This is a genomic window from Staphylococcus edaphicus (assembly GCF_002614725.1).
Taxonomy (GTDB): Bacteria; Bacillota; Bacilli; order Staphylococcales; family Staphylococcaceae; genus Staphylococcus; species Staphylococcus edaphicus.
In genome coordinates this window covers 15708-36632 of the sequence record NZ_MRZN01000010.1, presented here as the reverse complement: position 1 = coordinate 36632, position 20925 = coordinate 15708, and the positions used below count along the sequence as shown (strand labels likewise).

The 20925-nt window shown below is 31.6% G+C and carries 23 protein-coding genes; 10 read left to right on the top strand and 13 right to left on the bottom strand.

Going from position 1 to position 20925, the window contains the following annotated elements; translation table 11 throughout:
• Positions 1–88 precede the first annotated feature (88 nt).
• The 3 genes from BTJ66_RS13635 to BTJ66_RS07475 all read right to left on the bottom strand — a co-directional run bounded on the left by BTJ66_RS13635 (position 89) and on the right by BTJ66_RS07475 (position 1421).
• Positions 89–265: a hypothetical protein gene (locus BTJ66_RS13635; protein WP_167380381.1), complete on the bottom strand. Its 177-nt coding sequence runs from the start codon at positions 263–265 to the stop codon at positions 89–91.
• Positions 266–353: 88 nt separating this feature from the next.
• Positions 354–827: an SRPBCC family protein gene (locus BTJ66_RS07480; RefSeq protein WP_099090345.1), complete on the bottom strand. Its 474-nt coding sequence runs from the start codon at positions 825–827 to the stop codon at positions 354–356.
• A complete protein-coding gene (locus tag BTJ66_RS07475; protein ID WP_099090344.1) occupies positions 828–1421 on the bottom strand; it encodes a helix-hairpin-helix domain-containing protein in 594 nt (197 codons plus the stop codon).
• Positions 1422–1561: 140 nt separating this feature from the next.
• On the opposite strand from BTJ66_RS07475, the gene BTJ66_RS07470 reads away from it, so the two are divergent.
• Positions 1562–1900, top strand: coding sequence for a PadR family transcriptional regulator (locus BTJ66_RS07470; RefSeq protein WP_099090343.1), 339 nt, complete (start codon positions 1562–1564; stop codon positions 1898–1900).
• Complete coding sequence (locus BTJ66_RS07465; protein ID WP_167380380.1) at positions 1890–2660, top strand: hypothetical protein; 771 nt, start codon at positions 1890–1892, stop codon at positions 2658–2660. Before BTJ66_RS07470 ends, BTJ66_RS07465 begins: the two co-directional genes overlap by 11 nt.
• Positions 2661–2707: 47 nt before the next feature.
• Here the strand turns inward: BTJ66_RS07465 and BTJ66_RS07460 are convergent, their stop codons facing one another.
• The 4 genes from BTJ66_RS07460 to BTJ66_RS07445 all read right to left on the bottom strand — a co-directional run bounded on the left by BTJ66_RS07460 (position 2708) and on the right by BTJ66_RS07445 (position 6125).
• Positions 2708–3223 (bottom strand): YceI family protein, encoded by a 516-nt coding sequence (locus tag BTJ66_RS07460; protein WP_099090342.1) that lies wholly within the window; start codon positions 3221–3223, stop codon positions 2708–2710.
• Positions 3224–3397: 174 nt separating this feature from the next.
• Positions 3398–4933 (bottom strand): zinc ABC transporter substrate-binding lipoprotein AdcA, encoded by a 1536-nt coding sequence (adcA, locus tag BTJ66_RS07455; protein ID WP_099090341.1) that lies wholly within the window; start codon positions 4931–4933, stop codon positions 3398–3400.
• Positions 4934–5115: 182 nt separating this feature from the next.
• On the bottom strand, positions 5116–5730 hold the full coding sequence (locus tag BTJ66_RS07450; protein WP_099090340.1) for a DsbA family protein: 615 nt from the start codon (positions 5728–5730) through the stop codon (positions 5116–5118).
• Positions 5731–5756: 26 nt separating this feature from the next.
• Entirely contained in the window at positions 5757–6125 is a 369-nt protein-coding gene (locus BTJ66_RS07445) for a cystatin-like fold lipoprotein (RefSeq protein WP_099090339.1), read from the bottom strand.
• Positions 6126–6404: 279 nt separating this feature from the next.
• On the opposite strand from BTJ66_RS07445, the gene BTJ66_RS07440 reads away from it, so the two are divergent.
• Positions 6405–7637: an aminoacyltransferase gene (locus BTJ66_RS07440; RefSeq protein ID WP_099090338.1), complete on the top strand. Its 1233-nt coding sequence runs from the start codon at positions 6405–6407 to the stop codon at positions 7635–7637.
• Positions 7638–8239: 602 nt separating this feature from the next.
• Here the strand turns inward: BTJ66_RS07440 and BTJ66_RS07430 are convergent.
• On the bottom strand, positions 8240–9697 hold the full coding sequence (locus BTJ66_RS07430; protein WP_099090337.1) for an MDR family MFS transporter: 1458 nt from the start codon (positions 9695–9697) through the stop codon (positions 8240–8242).
• Between the two features lie 210 nt (positions 9698–9907).
• On the opposite strand from BTJ66_RS07430, the gene BTJ66_RS07425 reads away from it, so the two are divergent.
• Positions 9908–10015: a putative metal homeostasis protein gene (locus tag BTJ66_RS07425; protein WP_099090336.1), complete on the top strand. Its 108-nt coding sequence runs from the start codon at positions 9908–9910 to the stop codon at positions 10013–10015.
• 242 nt (positions 10016–10257) lie between these two features.
• Here BTJ66_RS07425 and BTJ66_RS07420 read toward each other — a convergent pair whose 3' ends face one another.
• Complete coding sequence (locus BTJ66_RS07420; RefSeq protein ID WP_099090335.1) at positions 10258–10944, bottom strand: 2,3-diphosphoglycerate-dependent phosphoglycerate mutase; 687 nt, start codon at positions 10942–10944, stop codon at positions 10258–10260.
• Positions 10945–11320: 376 nt separating this feature from the next.
• Between BTJ66_RS07420 and BTJ66_RS07415 the strand changes: the two genes are divergently transcribed.
• Positions 11321–11689: an aggregation-promoting factor C-terminal-like domain-containing protein gene (locus tag BTJ66_RS07415; protein WP_099090334.1), complete on the top strand. Its 369-nt coding sequence runs from the start codon at positions 11321–11323 to the stop codon at positions 11687–11689.
• Positions 11690–11866: 177 nt separating this feature from the next.
• Here the strand turns inward: BTJ66_RS07415 and BTJ66_RS07410 are convergent, their stop codons facing one another.
• Positions 11867–12736 (bottom strand): cation diffusion facilitator family transporter, encoded by an 870-nt coding sequence (locus tag BTJ66_RS07410; RefSeq protein WP_099090333.1) that lies wholly within the window; start codon positions 12734–12736, stop codon positions 11867–11869.
• A gap of 240 nt (positions 12737–12976) precedes the next feature.
• The gene (locus BTJ66_RS07405) at positions 12977–13357 is read right to left on the bottom strand and encodes a GtrA family protein (protein WP_099090332.1); all 381 of its coding nucleotides are present in this window, start codon (positions 13355–13357) and stop codon (positions 12977–12979) included.
• 262 nt (positions 13358–13619) lie between these two features.
• Here BTJ66_RS07405 and BTJ66_RS07400 point away from each other — a divergent pair, with 262 nt between their 5' ends.
• On the top strand, positions 13620–14822 hold the full coding sequence (locus BTJ66_RS07400) for a putative multidrug effflux MFS transporter TcaB (protein WP_099090331.1): 1203 nt from the start codon (positions 13620–13622) through the stop codon (positions 14820–14822).
• Between the two features lie 56 nt (positions 14823–14878).
• On the opposite strand, the gene BTJ66_RS07395 is transcribed toward BTJ66_RS07400, so the two are convergent.
• Positions 14879–15343: a GyrI-like domain-containing protein gene (locus BTJ66_RS07395; protein ID WP_099090330.1), complete on the bottom strand. Its 465-nt coding sequence runs from the start codon at positions 15341–15343 to the stop codon at positions 14879–14881.
• Between the two features lie 181 nt (positions 15344–15524).
• Here BTJ66_RS07395 and BTJ66_RS07390 point away from each other — a divergent pair, with 181 nt between their 5' ends.
• Complete coding sequence (locus BTJ66_RS07390) at positions 15525–16133, top strand: C39 family peptidase (RefSeq protein WP_099090329.1); 609 nt, start codon at positions 15525–15527, stop codon at positions 16131–16133.
• A gap of 122 nt (positions 16134–16255) precedes the next feature.
• On the opposite strand, the gene BTJ66_RS07385 is transcribed toward BTJ66_RS07390, so the two are convergent.
• Entirely contained in the window at positions 16256–17065 is an 810-nt protein-coding gene (locus BTJ66_RS07385; protein WP_099090328.1) for a metallophosphoesterase, read from the bottom strand.
• 185 nt (positions 17066–17250) lie between these two features.
• Here BTJ66_RS07385 and BTJ66_RS07380 point away from each other — a divergent pair, with 185 nt between their 5' ends.
• From BTJ66_RS07380 to BTJ66_RS07370, 3 genes are all read left to right on the top strand, one after another.
• Positions 17251–19272 (top strand): cation:proton antiporter, encoded by a 2022-nt coding sequence (locus BTJ66_RS07380; RefSeq protein WP_099090327.1) that lies wholly within the window; start codon positions 17251–17253, stop codon positions 19270–19272.
• Positions 19273–19448: 176 nt separating this feature from the next.
• On the top strand, positions 19449–20264 hold the full coding sequence (gene yidC / locus BTJ66_RS07375) for a membrane protein insertase YidC (protein ID WP_099090326.1): 816 nt from the start codon (positions 19449–19451) through the stop codon (positions 20262–20264).
• Between the two features lie 133 nt (positions 20265–20397).
• A complete protein-coding gene (locus BTJ66_RS07370; protein WP_099090325.1) occupies positions 20398–20898 on the top strand; it encodes a GNAT family N-acetyltransferase in 501 nt (166 codons plus the stop codon).
• Positions 20899–20925: the final 27 nt, after the last annotated feature.

Below are 20925 nucleotides of genomic sequence, written 5' to 3'. Positions count from 1 at the left end.
TTGCACTGACACTTTTTAAGATTTCTTATTTATCAATTTACGTAGCTAACTACCTACGCAATAAATAAAAGGTATAACAACAATTGAATTATTGTTTGAATTTGCTTAAAAAATGTAAACCATAGGCAAAAATACCATATCCTACTAACGTACGTAACAACCATTTAAATATATGGTTCCCAAACCGTCTTTCATTTAATAACAGTGTAGGAATTAATGTACTAAATGAATATAAACCGAGTACTTTTATATAGCGTTTCTTCAATACATACACCTCTTTTCAATACTATTATATCGAAAAGATTAGTTTCTTTTTGAGGTTAATTTCAACATATTTTTAACATTTTAGTCTTTTATAACTTTTCTAATAATAACTCTAAATTATCGAACGTACTATTCATACCTGCTTCGACTCCCATATCTATTAATTGTTGTGCTGCCTTAGGGTCAGGTAATTCAGCAACTGAAGTAACTTTTGATGTATCATCTTCACATGTTTCGATGTGAATCGTATTATGCATACCTGCCATTTTTTTATCAATACTACCATCTTTATCTGCAAAATAATCATTGTAATCAATCACTTTAGGTTCAATCACTTTATTATATTGCGTTACTGTATAGCTTGTACCTTGAGGTGCACGTATTGCAAAAAAGGCTTTGCCTCCTGTTTGCACATCAAATTCATATATTTCTGTAGAAGCACCTTGTGGATGAAACCATTCTTTAAATAAATTTGGTTCCGTGTATGCTTTAAATATTTGTTCTGCTGTAGCTTTAAAATTTCTAGTGAAAATGATTTTATTTTCTTCAACTTGTACACTCATCTATGATTCTCCTTCGTCCATTATGATATATGACGTGATTGATTTTACCTTAGCATCTTTACGGTGACTTTCAAACTCAAACATATCTGCAAAGTAAATTGTCGTACCATCTTTTAATATTTGAGTACCATGTAACGCGCCATATTTACCATGGCTTATATTGTCTTTTACATCTATAGATTCAATTGTCGTTATATGTGCTTCAAGTTCTTGATAATATGTTTCAAAGCCATCTAATTCAAATGCACCAGCTACGTTCCATTTAAAATCTTCTGCAACCATTGCTTGTAGTTTATCTTTATCAACGCTTGCAGAAGCAATTAAAAATTCAAGCATCGCCCTTCTTTTTGGTGCGTTATCACACTTCAAATCACCCGTTAAGTTGAATAGCACATCAAATTCATAATCACTCTTAAACTGCATATCATTCTTTTTCAAAGTATCTTCCAAAATATCAATCGCTTTTGGACCGACACCATGAATACCCAATAAGGTAGTTCTATCATATTTAGCAACATCCTCTAATGATTTTACACCTATATTATGTAACGCATTCGTCGCTGGTTTCCCTATTTTAGGTAAATCAGTAGTCATATTATCATCTCCTTCTTTCAATTTACATTACCCAAAATGAAAAGACTTAATTCTTAACTTACTATCTTTCATTAAACTATAGTTGACGCAATCTAGGATTATACTATCTTACAATATAAGATAGTGAAAAGAGGGGTATCATGTCAATATCAGATCAAATGATGAAGGGATTACTAGATGGAGCAATTTTGGGTTTAATTGCTCAAGGCGAAACTTATGGCTATGAAATATTAGATAAATTGAAAGCACAACAATTTCCAGAAATCAGTGATGGTAGTATTTATCCCGTATTATTACGATTAAATAAAAAAGGCTATGTTACGAGTGTTTCAAAAAAATCTATAACTAGTGGACCTCAACGTAAATATTACTCAATTACACAAGCCGGTATAAACGAACTCAGAAATTTCAAAACTAAATGGCAATATCTAAATAATGGTATGAATAATTTGATGAGGAGTGTTAATGATGTTAACTAAAAAAGCAGAAGATTTTTTGTTAAAATTACGTATCGAATTATTGTTTCGAGGTAAGAATGAAAAGGAAGTTAATGAGATTGAAGAAGAATTACGAGACCATATCATCACTGCTGAAGCGCAAAATGAAAGTACCGATGATTTATTGAATACCCCAGTAAAAACATATGCTAATACTTTCTCAAAAGAGCTGAATTTAACACAAGGCATTTATAAATACATATTTTATTTCATTTCGTTTATGACTATCATGGTTATCATTCCTAGAATGTTAGATAACTCATTTCAACTAACATTAGCGCTTATTTTTTATATCATTTTCATATTTATCGGCTCATTCGTTTTTATATTATTTTTCTTCAAAAAATTAATTATGACGTGGGGAGACAGTAAAAAGACTTACACCGCCATAGGTTTTTCATCTGCTGCAATCTTTGGCATCTATTTATTAAGTGAATACTTATTACGTCATTATCCAATATTCACTTTTTGGGCGCCAAATCAAACCACTAACTTTGTGACTGGAAGCATACTGTTAATAATGACAATAGCTATATGTTTTTTATTAAAGCAAAAATATTTTGCCGGTCTTATTTTAATTTTGTGTATTCCAAACCTACTTGGCCTAATCTTTACTGGCAGTGATTACACTAATCCAACATACGTCATTATTTCATCAATTGTATTAACTATCCTTTCATTAATATTCATCAGTTATATCGTCGTGCAATATTACCGTGAAAAGAAAAATCAACAACCATAAAAGAAGCGCTACTCGATGGTCGAGTAGCGCTTCTTTATATATTAAATTTAGTCTTCTAAAGCAAATTCTAAACTGACTTGGAAATTTACATCTTTACCAATCATAACGCCACCAGTTTCAAGTGCTTGGTTAAATGTAATACCATATTTTTCACGATCGATTGAGCCATTAACAATAAAGCCAACTGTTGTAGCTCCGTTCATTGGATTTTTACTTTGACCTTCATATGATAAATCAAAAGTTTCTTCTTTCGTTACACCTTTAATTGTAACATTTCCAGTAATTGATTTTTCATCAGCTTTTGCTAATTCAAATTTAATTTCAGGATAAGTTTCAACATCTAAGAAATCACCACTACGTAAATGCGAATCACGATCTCCTATGCGTGTATCTATTGAGTTAGCGTCAATAGTGAAGCTCCCTTTTAACGTGCTTAAATCATTGAGATTACCTTCAAGATTAGCATTAAATTCTGTAAATCTACCTTTAATATTTGAAATCATTAAGTGTCTAACTGAAAATTCTACTACTGAATGTGCTGGATCAAAATTAAATTTTGTCATTATATTTATACCTCCAAGATATGATAAGTTATTCAATACATTTATTATACCAAGTATATAAAATATATCAAACAAAAAAGCTCAACCTATGACTCTTTTAATTTATTCCCTTTACTGAATGAACTATTCATAAAACTTTCAATTCCTCTTGAAGGTTTTATTAAAACATTACTATTAATGCGCTAACATTTCCTCTTTTATATCTTCAGGCTTAAGTGATTCAGGATAATAGGTTGGCCAATTATCTAATTCTTTTAAGACTTTATCTTTATCGTTGCCCATAAATATATGAAAGTGCTCAGTTTTCTTTGGTGCAATATTATGATCACTGAATTGCACATATTTAGGTAATTTGCTATTATCATTTGCTAACTTAAATGTATATCTCACACCTCTATTACCTTTGTCATATTTTAATATATCCTTACCGTCATAAATATATTTTCCTGTTTCTTTTTCACCATTTTTTTCAAATGTTATGGCATCTTCCGTAATACTGATGTTACTTATATCAGTTTTATAACCTTTGTTATAATATGTTTTATACGCTTTAGCAGTCATTGACTTATCATTTTCAGCTTTATGTTTCATCACTTCATCCAAAGTACCATCTTTTAAGTATGGATAAACCGATTGCCAATGACCTTTATAATCTGACAACGCTCTATCTTTAACTTGGCTATCTTTGAAATAGCCATCAGAAATTGCTTTATCATGCTTACTTTGATTCTTATCATCTTGAATTTGAATATGATCACTCAAAGCTTTATCAATATTTGATATATTTTTATTCATCAATGCTTGGTAATTCAATTTATGATCTTTTTGTTGTGTTTGATTTAACGTTTCCATGTTATAAAATTTTAAAGGCTTAGCATCTGTTTCTTGACGTATCGTATCTGTTACTTTATTTGATACATTGTCTTCATATAAAATATATTTTGCACCAGATTCTTTAATTTCTTTCACTATTTTAGACAATGCTTGTTGCGATGGATCTTCAGCATTCATATTTTGTACACCTTTTTGCACAAAACCATATCTTTCCGCAAGGTATCCAATAGATTCATGGGATATAAATATCGTATTTTTGTGTTTATCTTTTGTAACACGCTTCATTTCATGATCTATATCTTTTAAATCTTTATTTAATTTTTTATAATTAGCTTCATATGTTTTTTTATGCTTTGGATCTTTCTTAATTAGTTCATCTTTAATTGCTTTAGCAAATGACTGATTAAATTTAGGATCCATCCATACATGAGGATCGTACCCATTATGATGATGCGCTTCATGACTATGATTTTCTCCTTCTCCCTCGTGACTATGTTGATCAGTCAGCAATTGAGACTTATCTATTTTTTCTTCAAGTGATAATTTGTTGTCATCTTTTTTAATTGTTGCAGCTACTTTTTTAGCTATTGGGTCAAGATGGTCCCCTGTATAAACAAATAAATCGCCTTTTGATGCATTAATAATATCTTTTTGCGTAGGTTCATAGCTATGTAAATCTGCCCCGGCCGGATAAATCGAATGTACATCTACGTGCTTTCCTCCTATTTGTTCAGCAAATGATTTTAAAGGATACACAGTAGTATTTATTTTTATTTTCTTATTCGACTCTGTATTATCGGAATCACCTTTTCCACAAGCTGTTAGGATAGTGATTAATGCCAACACGATAATGCTTATATATGCATATTGTTTCAATTTAAATCCTCCTAAATAGTAATTGTTACGATTTATTATTATATGCTTTATTCCTCTTTAATGCAATACCAATCGCCGTTTTTTTCGTAATTATTACGATTTACTTTTTAAAAATAAAAAGCACAAACAAAGCAAATCGTAGCTTTGCTTTGTTTGTGCTTAAATTCAAAATTCACTTACTACTAATCATCTGATTCTTTTTCTAATATTTTCCTGTAACTTTCAATATCATACGGATCGTCTAACTTCTGACCATGAACGAATACAGTAGGTGCTGTATCAATGTGATGTGCTTTGTATTGTTCTTGATCCTTTTTAGCCGCTTTCCAAGATTGACTATGTTTTGCTTTATAGTCATGTTTTATTTTATCTCTAAGTTCTGGACTCACTTTAAGTTGATCGATTTGTTGATCCACTATACGCTGTGTAATCCATTCTTTTTCAGTATTAGGTTGTTGCTGAAACATCAATGCTTGGAATTTTAAATAATGTTCAGGTGCTAATCTTTGTACAGCATGACCTGCTCTTGATCCTATAATAGAATCCTCACCTAAAAAAGCCATATTTACAAATTGATAATCTACTTTGCCTGAATCGATATAGTCTTTTTTTAATTTTGGCATTATCTTTTCTTCGACTTTTTTGCAATATGGACACTTAAAATCTCCATACTCAATGATTCTTATTTTACCATCAGCTGTTTTTCCATCTTCTTTATGCGTATCTTCTGCCCTTGTGCACCCAACTGCTAACACAAGCGTTAAAATAAACACAATATAATACCATGGCTTGTTCATTGTTTGCACCTCAATTCATTTGAGTGTTACTCATCTACATCCATGTTTTCTTCTTTATAGTCTGGTTCATGTTTCTGTGAATAACCTTTTGGATTAAAATCTTTTATAAACTTAGCTTTACCATTAATAAATTTATAAGTATAGTAATGTACTTCTTCATCATTTTTTATTGGCTTATAAGCAATTATTACAAATTTACCTTTTTCATAAACATATATATTAGCATCTTTTTTTTCGAATTTATGTTCAATATCACCTTTATGCTCTTGTGCAAGATGTTTTTGGTAATTTTGTTGTTTATGAACTGCTTTATCTATTTTGTCTGCATATTTGCCACTACTACAACCAACAACCATCACTGTAGCTGCTATTATTAATGTTAAAATTTTTTTCATAATTCATTTCACTCCTAAAACATTTCCTATTCTCTATTAAATCATTTAATATACATTATAACCGTAAATAACATCATACACTGAATCGTTACAATGTACTATATTATTTTTCAATTCATCCCAAAAATCAATACCATATAGTATATAATAAAATCTTTTTAATATTGCAATTTATTTTTTTATAAAACATGGTATTTAATAGTAATTTTGTTATACTGATTATAAGTTGTCCAACTATATTTCGAAAATAATCATTGCCATTTAAGGAGGCAAATATATATGTTATTCGTGAATCTTACCCCCGAAGAATTCCAAAAATTCACACACAATCATTTTTCACACTATACACAAACACGCGTCAATTATGATGCCCAACACAATGCACATTTGTTAGGTGTTAAAGACGATAATGGAGAAGTCATAGCCGCAGGTATGTTTACAGAAGCCCGCGCGTTAAAATTCTTCAAATACTTTTATAGTCAACGAGGCCCTATTTTAGATTATAATAATATAGCACTTGTTGATTTTTATTTTAGTTCATTAACAAACTATCTCAAACAGCATAACTGCCTTTATGTATTACTTGATCCATATATATTAGAAAATTTGCGTAATGCTGATGGTGAAATTATTGAATCTTATGATAATCGTATGCTTATTCGCACTTTAGAAAAATTGGGTTACATACATCAAGGTTATCCCGTTGGTTATTCCAAAACAAGTCAAATCCGCTGGTTATCTGTTTTAGATTTAAAAGATAAATCAGAACAACAATTACTTAAAGAGATGGATTATCAAACGCGTCGCAATATTAAGCGTACTGAAGAAATGGGCGTCAAAGTACGTCAATTACCTATCGAAGAAACAAGCCGCTTTTTCAAATTGTTTAAAATGGCTGAAGAAAAACACGGTTTCAGTTTCCGTGATGAACCATACTTTGAACAACTACAGAGAGATTACCAAGGGTATGCGTCAATACAATTAGCCTATATTGATTTAACTGAATACGTTCGTAATCTACAGCAAAAATTAGATTCATTAAATAGTCAAATGAAAGATGTTGAAACATCATTACAAGAAAGTCCCAATTCAAAAAAACAAAAAACAAAGCAAACACAACTCAATCAGCAAATTACAAGTACGCAACGTAAAATTGATGATACCAACAAAACCATTGACACTGATGGTTCAATCCTAGATTTGGCAGCTGCTATCTATATTTATAATGACTATGAAGTGTATTATTTATCTAGTGGTTCTAATCCAGCTTATAATGCCTATATGGGGGCGTATAAACTACAATGGGAAATGATTAAATTTGCTAAGGCGCACCAAATTGACCGTTATAATTTCTACGGTATTACTGGAGACTTTAGTGAAGATGCAATTGATTATGGTGTACAACAGTTCAAAAAAGGTTTCAACGCAAATGTTGAAGAATATATAGGTGATTTTATTAAGCCTATCAAACCAGGACTTTATCGACTTGGCAAATTAACTGGAAAATTATAGAGATTACATCTTCATTACTACAAACTATAAAAAGGAGCAAGACATCTTGCATGTCGGCTCCTTTTTTATGCCTAAAAAATTTAACATCACATCTTTTAGTCAATTAAATGCATATGCTAGTGCACCCAAATGAAGTCCATCGGTTTGTGAATATATTTGATAAATAGATGCTAACTCTTTGGATAACTGTATATTATCATCGAATCCAAGCGCTTAATTTGAGTATTGTTGCACTAAATCTTGAAATGAATGAAATACTTCAAGGCGATTCGCTTTCACCTTCAATTGCTCACCTGAATTTAAATTAGTAAATATTATAACATCCTCCTGTTGAACTGCTTACTTTTTTTCATCATTTAATCGTATTTCTACAGTTTTCGAACCTTTATTTACTAATTGAAATGGTTCATCATATAATCTCATCGAATGTTCTATAAAACGACTCACGTCAGTCTTCAATTATTACTATATATAAGGGTAAATAAAAATAACACAGTTTCTTTAATATATAACAACAAAAACATTATATTTATATACCTCTTTCCGAATATAAAAACAGTCGACAATACACAAGTTGTCGACTGTTTTCCTTTACTATCTTTTTAATTTGCTTCTTCTTGTTCGCGTTGCTCTTGCTCTATTTGTCGCTTACTTTTAAGCATAAATACACTTATTAAACTAATAATAGAAATGATGACTGCGAACCAAAATGCTGCATGATATCCACTCAACAATGCTTCATGTTGAATTTGCATAGCCATTTCTTTTTTGCCCATGCCACTATAGTCACTCATATCAGGCGAAAAATCTTTAGCTACTTGGCTCATGATTGTTATGAGCGCTGCTGTTCCTATCGAAGCTGATATCTGTTGCACTGTATTAGTCATAGAAGAACCATGCGCATTCATATCTCGAGATAACTGGTTCATTGTATGTGTCATTAACGGCATTAAACCGAGTGCAATACCAATCATTCGGATTCCATAAATCGTTGCTAACATAGCTGATGAAGTGTTTTCGTCCATAAATATAAAATATGAACTCGTTACGACAACAATCAGCATACCTATGAAGGCAAGTATTTTTGCACCATATTTTTCATATAAAAAACCAGATACAACAGACATAATACCCATCACTATTGCCCCAGGTAATAATATTAAACCAGACTGTAATGCTGAATCTTTCATAATATTTTGTACAAACATTGGCAATACAGTTTCTGAACCAATCATGGCTATCATCGTAAAGGCCATGATAACAATACCAACTGCAAATTGACTGTTTTTAAATACTGAGAAATCTAATAACGGTGTTGCTAATTTTGTTTGGCGGAAAATAAATAATATGACTAAAACTAATCCACCAATAATCGTTGTTAATACGATAGGATCATTCCATCCATCTCTGGATAATGAACTTGTCCCATATAACAAGCCACCGAACCCTAATACCGATAAGACAATAGATAGTATATCGATTGGTGCTTTTCTATTTGTACCAACATTTTTAACAAATTTTATTGATACAAGAAAAGTAGCTGCTGCGATTGGTGCAACAACATGGAACAATGAGCGCCAATCAAAATACTCTACTAAATAACCAGAAAGTGTTGGTCCGATTGCTGGAGCTAATCCTATGACTAGTCCAAAAGTCCCCATATATTTCCCACGTTCATGTGGCTCGAATATATCTAAAATTGTAGTCATCATTAATGGCATCATAATACCTGAGCCCATTGCTTGAATAATTCTAGCACTTAATAGCACTGTGAAATTCGGGCTAAATCCTGCAATGATTGTACCTATAAAGAATATAAAAATTGCTGTTAAGAACACTTGTCTTGTTGAAAAACGTTGTATAATCATTGCTGATAACGGTACAACCACACCATTCGTTAATAAAAAGGCCGTTGTTAGCCATTGTACTTGCGTATAGTCAATATTGAAATCTTTCATTATACTCGGTAAAGCTGTTGTTAAAAGTGTTTCATTTAATAGTCCAAAGAAACCACCAAACAACATCATTAATATCATTATCATTTTTGTTTTTTGAGTCATTATTATCTCCTATTTACTCGTTATTCTATACTACTGTAAGTAGTCGCATTTATGCATTATACATATAAAATGTTTACATGACATTAAAATAACTCAAAAAGATTGTTATTTTTTAAACATACTATACTCCTTTGTTCAAATCGTAATAATTACTATTTACAAACTTAATTTTATACTTCATAATTATTATTTATAAAGGAGGTTTTATTGATGAAATTAGACTTGCAAACAGCACGCAGAAACTTAAATAGCCCTAATATAAAAACACGAAAACGTGCACGGAAGATAATTCAACAACATAAACGCAATAAAAATTAATATGGCATCTCGGCGTTTTTATTGTTTAAATTCTGTCTTTCAGATATTTCACTGTATTTTCCATAAAAAAGCTGAGACAAATGAATTGTCTCAGCTTTCTTTCTCATTGTTTTAAGTTAGTGATTCTTATGCATGAGCTTCTGCTCAGGTAATCCTTTAGCCTAATCTTCCTTGCCAGAATGGGACGACGAAATCCTTTTTAAAACTTAGATTTCTGTCTCTTCTAGATTTCTATTTATTACTTATAAATAATATTTATCTATAACCTGCAAATCATCTGTAAGTTCATAAATTAAAGGAGCACCTGTTTTGATTTCATAACCTATTATATCTTCATCAGACACATCTTCTAAATACTTAATAAGCGCACGTAGTGAATTGCCATGTGCAGATACAAGTACGGTTTTACCATCTAAAAGTTGTTGCGAAATTTGATCGTTCCAATAAGGTATGACTCTTACTAAGGTATCTTTTAAACTTTCTGATTCAGGCATCACACGTCTATCCAAATGTTCATATTTACGATCATTTAAATAGCCCTCTCTTTGTGCCTCATCTTGTTTTGGCGGTGCAACATCGTATGAACGTCTCCAAATATGCACTTGATCATCACCGAATTGTTTTCGAGCATCATCTTTATTTAATCCTTGCAAACCGCCATAATGTCTTTCATTTAATCTCCAAGATTTAATTATAGGGATAAATAATTGGTTAGATTCATTTAATAAATGATATGTGGTTTTAATAGCACGTTCAAGTAATGAGGTATACACAATATCAATTTCAATACCCTGCGTTTTTAATTTTTTTCCAGATGTTATAGCTTCATGCTCACCTTGTTCTGATAAATCAACGTCTGCCCAGCCTGTAAATAAGTTTTCTGCATTCCACACACTTTGACCATGTCTACATAATATTAATTTTGGCATAATATTCCTTCTTTCATAAAGTGAAATTACAATTTTTTGCAATGTTTACAGCAATGTTACTGCTAACTTATTTCAAACATATTCTATAAATCCTTTTATAAGCACATTTATGCTAATGCTATTTCTTGTACATATTAAAATTATAACAATTTACAATTCGTTTTGAAATAATTGTATTACTTTATTCACAAAAGATACTTTCTTTTTATTTTGCTGTAACCTACGTTATAACTTTAGGTGTTATAGTTGTAATCGTTGAATAAAGCAAAGCAAATAAGGTATGTAAATCAAATAAAAATAGCACTTTAGATAAGAGACTCAAACCTGTACATTTTTTAAAATAAACAGGCATATTAATTAGGAGGATTTATTAATTATGAAAAAATTATTATTAGCATCTTTTGCATCGATTACAATTGCAGCTACTGGATATGGTGTAACTTCAACAGCTGATGCTGCAGAAACACCGGTACAACAATCAACTCAATCAACTAGCGATGTGTATAGTCAATTTATCGAGGCTGGTGGCACAAAAGCATTATGGGATAACATTGTAATGCCTGAATCAAGTGGTAATCCTGACGCAGTAAATGAATTAGGCTATAGAGGTTTAGGGCAAACTAAAGAAGCTTGGGGAACAGGATCCGTTGAAGAACAAACTAAAGGCATGATTCAATACGCAGAAGACCGTTATGGTTCAATCGATGCAGCAATCGATTTCCGTTTAGCTAACGGCTGGTGGTAATTACAAAGTCACAATAATAATAAGAGGCTGGGACAAATGAATTGTCTCAGCCTCTTATTATTGTAGCAGTAATTGAATGAATGAGCTTCAGCTTTCAAGTATTCCATTATACTAATCTTCCTTGCAGATGTAGGACAACGAAGTCTTTTTTCACTAAATTATATTTCTATCCCATATTTATTGGATTGATGCCGGTTCAGGATGTACATATACTGAGGAGATACCTTTTTCATGCATATGTTGCTCCACTTTATCGCAAATATGATGCGCTTCTTCCAATGATAAATCAGATTCTACAACAATCGTTACATCAACAAATATGCTACTTCCATGGTACCGTCCTTTAATGGTCTGTACTTCAATCACATCTTCTATTTCTAAAACATAATTTTTATATGCTTCTAATTCTTGTTCATTGAAACCATCACTTAAAGTGAAAATAGATTCTTTAAATATGCCAAATCCTGTATATATAATAAGCAATCCTAAAATTGTTGCTAAAATAATATCAATAATTGGGAAGCCAATTTGTGTAAATACCAAACCAATTGCTGTCCCTATACTGACCATAGCATCAGACAAATTATCTTTTGCTGCAGAATTTAAAGAACTGCTATTTGTACGTGTCGCCAGCTTTTGATTAATAAAGAAGACAATCATCATAATAACACCACTGATCACACTGACATAAATGGTTATTGCATTGGGCGTAGCATGCTCACCTGAGAAAATTCTAGGAAAATTTTCTATAACGACTTGAATACCCACAAACATAATGATGAATGAAACAAGTAATGTAGAAATATTTTCTGACTTCAAATGTCCATATGGATGATTTTTATCTGCTGGTTTTATAGATATTTTTAATCCTATAATTACAGCTAAAGATACAATAATATCCGTCATATTATTTAAACTGTCTGCCCTTACTGCAGCTGAGTCATATACATAACCTACAAAAAACTTAACTATAGACAGGATAATATATACAATCAAGCTAAGATAAGCGCCTTTTTGAGCAATTTTTAAATTCTCACTTTGTGTCATTTCTATTTCCACCTTAATTGATATTGGATTATATATTATGACTCATCAAAAGTATATTTACAACATTTTTTATTATAAAATTATTTAATATAATTATTTTAAATATTTATTTAGCCTTTCCTAAAATTTATTAACAAGTCGCATAAAAATAAAGGAAACTGGACAGAAATTAATTTCTATCCTGCTTCCTTTAATTGAAATTTCACTCATGCGCGTTACAATTTTACAATGACAAGTTCTTTAATCTCTTAAGATATATTTTGATAATACGAACGTTATTGGAATAGTGATAATTAATCCAGCAAACGGTGCAATGACGGATGATATATGAAACCATTGTACAAAAATGTATAAAAGTAATGTTTGCATTCCCATATTGACCACTTGGGTTAAAGGAAATTGAAAAAATTTGCGCCACGTTGGTTTTACTTTATATACAAAATAACAATTTAAGTAATAAGAAATAACAAAGCTCACTATAAACCCACTTATATGACTCACTAAATAATTTACAGCTAATAATTTTAATAAGATTAAATAAACAATATAATAATTTAACGTATTTATGCCACCTACTAATATGAATTTAATGACTTCATATTGTGTTTTACTTAAGCTCATCAATTTACTCCTTTAAGTTATAATTAAATACTAAGTGTTTAACTAGCTCTAAATATTAATCGGTTCATTTCGTGCTTGATTGGAATATATGTAATATTTAAACCTGAATACAATCAATTGTATTATATAACAAAGTTGACATCACGTAACATACTTCACACTTTCATCCAAAAATTTTCTCATTGCATTTATATTTACTTGTGGGATAATAATCTAGTTAAGAATTTAAACGCTAAAAAGCAACTTTTAAGGAGTATTTTACATGGACAACACTACAAATCGCAGACTACCTATTATAGTTATTATTATGTTAGGTATAATGACCACTTTTGGTCCTTTAACAATTGACATGTATGTTCCCTCACTTCCAAACGTACAGCATGATTTTGGAACTACCGTTTCTCAAGCACAGCTCACACTTTCATTTGCAATGATTGGGCTAGCTATTGGACAATTTATCTTTGGACCACTATCAGATGCTTATGGCCGTAAGAAAATTGCTTTAATTATTATTTCATTTTATGTCGTTGCTTCACTTATAGCAATGTTTACAACTTCGATGGCTATCTTACTTGCTCTCCGTCTCATACAAGGGCTAACTGGTGGCGGTGCTATCGTTATTGCTAAGGCTTCTATTGGTGATCAACATAAGGGGAAGACATTAGCTAAAGGATTGGCATCTCTGCTGGTTGTTAATGGCATCATTACGATTATTGCCCCTTTAATAGGTGGTTATGCACTAAGCATTGCTAATTGGAGAGCAATATTCTTGATATTAACTTTTGTTAGTTTTGCTATTTTGCTATTCGCATTTCTTAAAATGGAAGAAACAAGAAGTACCAACCTTTCAAACCTTAACTTTTCAGCAATCTTTAAAGATTTTGGTTATTTATTAAAGAAGCCTACTTTCATCATACCCATGCTATTACAAGGGTTAACATATGTGATGTTATTTAGTTTCTCATCAGCTGCACCATTTATTACTCAGAAAATTTATGACATGACACCACAACAGTTTAGTATATTATTTGCAATTAATGGCGTCGGATTAATTATTATGAGTCAATTAACAGCAATGTTAGTAGAATATATTAACCGGTACTTACTATTAGTATTACTCACACTGATTCAAATTACTGGTGTCATCTTAATTTGTTTCACACTTATATTCCATTTACCTATTTGGGTATTGTTACTCGCCTTTTTCTTAAATGTGTGTCCAGTTACTGGGATTGGACCATTAAGTTTTACTTTAGCAATGGAATCTAGAACTGGTGGTAGTGGGAATGCTTCGAGTTTACTTGGCCTATTCCAATTTATATTAGGCGGCGTAATGTCTCCACTTGTTGGCTTAAAAGGAGAATATAGCGTCATGCCGTACCTCACAATTATTATCATTACAGCCGTATTAATTATATTACTCGAAATTTCCTTAAAATCATTTATTTTGCAAAAAAATAATTAATTTAAAATCATAAAAAGTGAGACCATGAAAAGGATGTCATGGTCTCACCTTTTATATTAAACTATAGGCAACCATATTTCTGTGACGTAATTATCTTCTCTGATTGGGCCGTCTTTATATAATTCAAAGAATGGCGCATGTCTTATTTCATATTCCAAATTCGGTAAAATATCTTTGTTAATCTGTTGCATTGCTTTTTTTATAGATTCTGGCACTGGGCCTTCAGCGTCAAATACTAAGTATCTGCCACCATCCAACTCGGTGTGTTGCCACTTGTCATCATTAATCTCACTCGTCACACCTATCAAATAATGCATTTCTCCATTATCATGGGGTTTACATACACCGAGCAGTCCTGATAATTGATCATTTGCAAGTTGTATTAGTTGATCTTTTTTTCCGCTTTCATCAAATGCCATCCAGAACATAAAAATATTTTCTTGTGCTTTTTGACCTGTTGCATATACTTTTTTCTCACCTATTACCGATAGTGTTGGTAATGTTTCTATTCTATAATTCATCCAAATCCCCCCACCTTCTTTTTTTGCTATTATAACCAGAATTGAGCGAGAATAGCTATTATGAACGATTTCTTCTATGTGCAAGCATCTTAATAGGCAACTTTTGTGAATAGATATATAATAATAACAATTCACTTGACTCAATCTTTTGTTAAGTAAAATTCACTAGGAGATTTTCATCATGAATTCAAATATTTTATCTGTTAAACCAATCAGCCAATTATTTCCGATACCTATGGTGATGGGGTGTGAAGGCGTATCTGCAGCAATGATATTACAATTTAATCAATTAAAAATTCCAGCAACGGAAATTATGCGTCACTGGCCAAAACATAAAAATAATCCATATAAAGGTTACGTTGGCCACCATTTATGGATAAAACTGGGTCATCACCAAACAATATTTCCAACGGCACTCGTCCCTCATTTAAAGCGTTATTCGAATCACGTGGTTGATAGCACCGGCCAATCATTAACGGATTTATGTAATATCCTAGATCAAGGACAACCCGTAGTAATCTATCATACCGTGCTTGGTAAAAGACCTTATCGTCGAACTTACCAGTTAGATGATCAACCGACTAAGTTAGTAGCGAATATACATGTTACAGTGCTCGTTGGTTATGATGAGCAACATTACTATTATATCGATCCTTTATGGTCACACTTAGGGAAATCCTTTGTCATTCCCGCTATAATTCCTAATAAATATCAACTGATAAAAATTAATAAAACCAAACTAGAACAAAGCTACGACGCACCTGGTCGTATGAGTTTTCATTTATACTAAACAACCAATAACAAAAACAGAACTGTGTATTAATATAAATATATTAAAAAATATCATTTAATCACTCGTTAACAAAGTGAGCATATTCAGATAATTTACTTCAACATTGCTTTCTTTAACATTCATATATCAAGGGTAGACATCGCATGCTTTATTTCTGTTGCTAGATCATCTGAACGCCACTCACGTTGATATCCCAAACATGGACAAATATACGTGACCCCGCGTTCTTCGAATTCATTTCGAAAGTGGACATGTCCCATGATGCTATAACGAATAGGATATTGTTGATAAATTTCATTAAAATCTGACGTGCCAATAAAAGCATTAAAATAATCAAATATTCTATGTGGCATCGGTACAGCAAATTTAGGATGCGTCACAATATGTGTCATTAAAATAATGTTTTTATGTTTAACTTTTTCAATATCCTGCGTTGCTTGGCGTGCTGCAATTCTAGATAATTTTCTATTTTCTATTGGCCAATCGATTTTAACCTTATCTTGCCACGTTGCACCATAATATTTTCTACGCGCAATACGCTCAAGTGAAAATTCAGGACTTGCATACGTATAATCATACCACCCCGTATTCCCAACAATTGCCCAATTCGCATTTAAACTGTAAGGTTTACCAATCAAACATGCGTTCATATCCATGTAATAATTTAAAATTTCCGCAGATGTTACATTTGTATCAGATGACCAGAAATCATGATTTCCCGGAATAAATAACACTTTTATTTGTGATTGTGCTTCAATAGATTCAATAAATTCATGGGTTAACTTGTAATGATTTGAGATATCTCCAGCTATAAGTAATAATTCTATTTGTTTTTGAAACATGACCTTTATCAGCTCACGCTCATAATCTTTTGGTTTTAATGATTTATGTCTATCAATATGCAAATCCGAAATAATACCTATTTTCATATTTATCACATTCCTCTACAATCTTAACATCACCATTATGACATAAACGGCTCAACAGCATTAAACGATGCGCCTAAGTGCTCCATTGATATTATTTTTTAAGTTTTTTACCATTCAATTTATGACTATCTATGATTTTTATATAATGGTAAAATATACTAATCAAATTATAATTAGGAGTACTTATGCTATTATTAGAAGCCTTTTTAATCTTTATCATTGCTGTCATTATCAGCTCAATTATTCATAATAAATTCCCTAAAGTTCCCATGGCATTCGTGCAAATTGCATTAGGTGTCTGCCTTTACATACTACCCATTCCTTTGCACTTTGAATTTGATTCTGAAGTATTTATGATGGCCGTAATTGCGCCGTTATTATTTGTTGAAGGTACACATGTATCAAGAACTAAATTATTGGAGTATCGCAAACCAATTATTTTAATGGCAATGGGACTTGTATTTACTACCGTTATTGGTGTTGGTTATTTTATCGCATGGCTTTGGCCAGAACTACCCATGCCAGCTGCCTTTGCTATAGCTGCGATTTTATGCCCAACCGATGCAGTAGCAGTTCAAGCTATCACTAAAGGGAAAATCCTACCAAAAGGCGCACTCTCAATTCTTGAAGGTGAATCACTTTTAAATGACGCCGCCGGTATTATTTCATTTAAAATTGCTGTAACTGCTTTAGTTACAGGTGCATTTTCTGCGTTTGATGCAATTGAACAATTTATCATTTCTACTATTATCGGTATTGTTATAGGCGTAGTTTTTGGCATGTTAATTGTACGTTTACGTATTTATTTGTCGATGAATAAAGGACTTAAGGATAGTAATACCATGATTTTCATTCAGCTATTAACTCCTTTTGCAGTATATTTCATTGCTGAAATGCTACACGCTTCAGGTATTATAGCTGTCGTAATTGCTGGTTTAATTCATGGTTTCGAACGAGATCGATTAATACGTGCACAAACAGAATTGCAAATGAACTATAATCAAATATGGAGTACCTTAAGCTATGTGCTCAATGGTTTTGTTTTCGTCGTATTAGGTTTCATCGTTCCAAAAGTCGTTTCCGAAATAATTAATAAGGAACCAGAAAACATTAAATTTTTAATTCTAACCACCTTACTTATCGCCTTAGCTATCTATGCATTTCGTTTTATTTGGGTCTTTATCTTGTTCAAACAGTTTTACTATCCAAATAACATTCAATCTTATTTAAATGACCATCAAGAAGCACCACCAAAGCGTATTCATTACGCATTTATAATGACAATGTGTGGCATTCACGGTACGATTTCGCTATCCATGGCATTAACATTACCAACATTATTGGCACAACAACAAAACTTTGCGTTTAAAAATGACTTACTATTTATAGCATCATTGATGGTTCTTATTAGTTTAGTCATGGCACAGATTGTACTCCCATTAATCACACCATCTGAACAACGGGTGACGTCAAATTCAATGAGTTATGTTGCCGCAAAGGTTTTTATTGTACAGAATGTAATTAAACATTTTAAAGTGAAATCTAAAGAAAATGAATCTATAAACTACAACACTGTCATATCTGATTATTTTGAAGAATTATTCTTCTTACTACAAATGTCTCCAGACGATAATAACGCTATCGAAATGAAACGTCTTGAAGATATTGCAAACGAAGAAGAGACCGATACATTAGATCGCTTAGTTTCTCAAAACAAAGTAGATCGTCAAACGATTTTAAACTATCGTTCTGCATTAGAAACTTCTAGACAATATAAAGAATCATCTGCGGTTCATAAATTCAAAGTGATTATTAAGATGCTCATTTTAAGGTTAAGAGCAAAAAAACATGCGGATACATCACAGATAAAACAATTTGAATCTAATTTCCAAGAAGTTAAGAAAGTCATGCGCATAGTACATCACAATGTTGCTTTACGTTTAAAGACTGAGCAAACAAGTGACAATGTATTAGAAGTTAATATCGTTTTAAATCAGTACTATAATAGATTGCATAGAATTAGAAAAAATCAAAATAAAAACAATCAAACTCCCGCTTCAATTACAGAAGAACATAAACTAGAGGGCTTATATATGCAAAGGGCATTTTTAGACAAACTCGTACAAAAGAACAAAGTGGATAAACAAGTGGCAGCACAAGTACGAGAAAATATTAATTATAATGAAATCATTTGGGCCTCTAAATAAACCTGTTAAGCATCGTTGTGTCTCACCAATTTTTGGTGCATAGATACAACGATGTTTTTAGGTTATTCCTATTTAAAAGTGATGGCCAATCCTTCGGTATTTTAAAAACACTTAAATAAAACATTTAATTGTGTTAAAGTTACATTTGTATAAAAAATAATTGGAGGAAATAAAAAATGCGTTTAAGATGGCTATTCATTATTAGTATCCCTCTGCTGTTAACTGCGTGTAGCCGTACGCAACAGGACCAAAATCATCAAACAGGCATCTTTAACATCCTATTTGTACAACCCATCGATATGCTACTACACGGTTTAGGTTATATGTACGGCGAAAATTATGGTTTAGCAATTATTACGATTGTTTTAATTATTAGAGTGTTTTTACTTCCTTTTATGATATTACAAGTTAAAAATATGCACATGATGCGAGAAAAAACAAAAGTAGTTCAACCGCAACTTGATATTTTGAAAGAAAATGTCAAACTCGCTGACACGCAAGAAGCAAAAATTGAAGCAAATAAAACTTTGATGCATACATATAAACAATACGATATTAACCCTTTAAAAAACATGATTGGCTGTTTACCTATATTAATTCAACTTCCAATCTTATATGGCTTAATTATTACATTAAAATTCCCGAGTGGTGGTGGTATCGATAGCCATCCCCACTTCCTTTGGTTTAATTTAACTGAACCAAATCTATGGATTTCTATCATTGCAGCAGTCATATATTTCTTTCAACCCTTAGTAAATGCAATTCACTATCCCAAAAATCAAAGAAAAACGCATTATGTCTTAATGATACTTTCCCCTATATTTATTACTTATATTTCATTACAGTCGGCTTCAGCTTTAGGATTATATTGGACTATAGGCGGTTTGTTTTTAATTATCCAAATGCATTTTGCACATGCGCATTACGGAAAACTTGCGCGCAGTGAAGCAGTTAAACTTCAAACCAAATTAAAGGATCAGACACATGAATAGATTATGCTATTGTGTCGATTTATGTATTAACATTGTTTCCTTCTATTTTCATACTTTCATGAATTGAAAAATTTCTTTTTCAAAAATAATGATGCTATAATAATATCAATTTAGTATGTGAAGGAGGCATTCCATGGAATTTACAATTAGAGCGTTGACCGAGGAAGATAGACATGGTAAAGCGAATGTCCATTACGAGAGTTGGTTGAGCACTTATAATCATATATCTGTAAACGATTTTCTAGAAAATCTCAATAAAGCACAATTTATAGAAAAGTCCTCTTTGCATAATTTGCCTACACTTGTTGCAACAGTAAAAAATGAAATTGTTGGCTTTATCACTTATGGTAAGACGGCATCCATGTCAACATCAGACGACTGGAGTGAAATCTATGCCTTGTATCTTTTAGAAGCTTATCAACGTCATATGATTGGCTACGCATTGACACAACGTGCATTAGAATTGTCATATCCAGATAATGTAACTTTATGGGTAGTTGAAGAAAATACTAACGCAATCCATTTCTATGAACAAATTGGCTTTAATAAAACCGAAGAGAAAAAGCCCACCTATTTTGGTAAAACATATAATGAAATACGTATGAACTTTACACGTACAGAACATGATAATTAAATGTACTCACACAACAAGGCCCACTTC